This window comes from Empedobacter sp. GD03739 (genome assembly GCF_029843245.1).
GTDB classification, from domain to species: domain Bacteria; phylum Bacteroidota; class Bacteroidia; order Flavobacteriales; family Weeksellaceae; genus Empedobacter; species Empedobacter falsenii_B.
In genome coordinates this window covers 1-1,718 of record NZ_JAOCHX010000101.1, presented here as the reverse complement: position 1 = coordinate 1,718, position 1,718 = coordinate 1, and the positions used below count along the sequence as shown (strand labels likewise).

Annotated in this window: 1 protein-coding gene; it reads right to left on the bottom strand. The window is 39.1% G+C overall.

What is annotated here, in order from left to right:
* Positions 1–86 precede the first annotated feature (86 nt).
* Positions 87–1,631 carry an IS1182 family transposase gene (locus N5E64_RS15555; protein ID WP_280038302.1) on the bottom strand — a complete coding sequence of 515 codons (1,545 nt, stop codon included), beginning with the start codon at positions 1,629–1,631 and terminating at the stop codon, positions 87–89.
* Positions 1,632–1,718: the final 87 nt, after the last annotated feature.

Sequence of the window (1,718 nt, the reverse complement as noted above, 5' to 3'; positions counted from 1 at the left end):
GAATCCGTCTCACAACAAAATTTGAGGCGGATTTTTTATTTCAGTAAAATGTATATTATTTTGGAAAATAGAAAAAGTTGTCCTCTTTAGGCAACTTTCTTTCTTAGATTGTGTGCTAAAGCGTGTAAACCGAACTCCAATTCTACTTTTTTCAGACCTTTGAGGGTAAACCGCTTAAAATTATTGCAATGTTTGAGATGTGCAAACACAGGTTCTACTTCAACCGAGCGTTGTTTTCTTTTTTTAATGCCTTTTTCACTGTTTAAAAGTTTTCGTATTTTCTCTTTGTAATCTTCCAAATGATGGTTCCGTTCGATGCTTCGGTTTTCTTTGGAACTGTGGCAAACGCCTCTAATTGGGCATCCATCGCAGTTTTTAGCCTGATAATGGGAGAGCTTTTGAGGATAACCGGTCTTGGTTTTGCGCGTGCTTTCGTGCGTTTTTTCCATCTTTTGTCCCATCGGACAAACGTAAAAATCGTCTTCCCCGTTGTAATGCAGATTTTCTTTGCTGAAAATCTTGTGTTTCGCCTGATAACGGGCATTCTGCTCTTTGTCGAAAGTACTGTATTTTACAAATGGTGTAATATTGTTCTGTTCCAATAATTCGTAGTTCTGCTCGCTTCCGTACCCCGCATCAGCAGTGAGTTCTTCCAACTCTTCCATTCTTTTTTTACCAAACAATTTCTCAAAATTTTCCAAATGACGCTCCAAAGTATTGATATCATTGGTTTGCTGATGGATGGTATAATTGACGATGATTTGATTCTCTGTGGAAATCTGTGCATTATAAGCCGGTTTGAGCTGTCCATTCATCATGTGATCGTCCTTCATTCTCATGAAAGTAGCATCTTCATCGGTCTTGCTGTAGGAATTCCGCTCTGCTAAAATAGCTTCCTGAGCTTCGTATTTATCGAGGTTTTTCTCAAAATTTTTTTTAATGTAATTCAGTTTGGCTTTGGCTTTTTTGTCGGAATCGGTTTTACCCCCGCTGCCTTTTAATTTGGCATTGATATTTTCTGCCGTTTGCCGGATTTTTTCTTTGCTGATCTCTTTGAACTCCGGCGGTGCAGGGTCTTTATCTTCTTCCTTTGCCACACTTTGAGCGTATTTCCAGAGCTCTTCCAGCTGACGAAGCATTTTTTCTTTGTTGGTTTTGATGGCATTTGCCCAGACAAAAGTGTAGCGACCCGCCTGTGCTTCAATTTTGGTTCCGTCTACAAACACCTGTTTCAGGCTCACCAAACCTTCTTCTGCCAAAAGCAAAACCACCTGTGAGAAAATATTTTTGAAGGCGGCTTCAAGTTTATGGGTACGAAAACGGTTCACGGTATTGTGATCCACGATGCTCATGTTGGAGAGCCACATGAAGTTGATGTTTTCACGAAGCGCTTTTTCGATTTTCCGCGATGAATAAATATTGTTCATATACGCAAAAACCATCACCTTGAGCATCATCACGGGATGATAACTGGGATTTCCTTCTTTGCTGTAAGCTTTCAGGAGCGGGTCAATGTTTACCTTCTCCAAAATATCATTAACGATCCGAACAGGATGATTTTCGGGAATCAAATCCTCAAAACTATAAGGAAACAAAACCAACTGATTTTGATTGTAATGCTTAAAATTCATAAACAACTTTCTGATTATCAGATATAAATATAAGAAAACCCTCAATAATAACCAAAAAAAAATCCGCCTCAGTTGTGAGACGGATTC